The 432-nt window shown below is 66.0% G+C and carries 1 protein-coding gene; it reads left to right on the forward strand.

Going from position 1 to position 432, the window contains the following annotated elements:
- Positions 1 to 432, forward strand: a 432-nt coding sequence (locus tag ACU8YE_RS25615) for a hypothetical protein (protein ID WP_446930430.1), incomplete at both ends; no start/stop codon positions are given.

Raw genomic sequence — 432 nt, forward strand, 5'->3', positions numbered from 1 at the left:
TACTGATCCTCGACCCGGCGATCCTCGTGTCGAACGTCGATTTCGGCGTCGCGCCCACCTGGAGCCAGTTCCTCCTGGCGATCCCGCTGGGCATGATCGCCTACACCGGCATCGAGACCGTCTCGAACATGGCCGAGGAGGCCAAGGACGAGACGAAGTCGATCCCGGAGGCCATCAAGCGCGTGGAGATCGCCGTGTTCGCGATCTACTTCACGCTGCCGGCGATCGCGCTGTCGGCGCTCCCGGTGATGATGGACGAGAACGGCGAGCCGGTCACGAAGCTCGGCCTCTCGGAGGAGGAGGGCGGGTTCCAGGGCGACCCGATCCTGGGCGTGGTCGAACAGATCGACTTCGGCTTCATGAACGCCCCGATCCAGCTGTACGTGGGCCTGCTCGGCGCCACGATCCTCTTTCTCGCCGCCAACGCCGGCC

This window comes from Ralstonia sp. VS2407 (genome assembly GCF_052950655.1).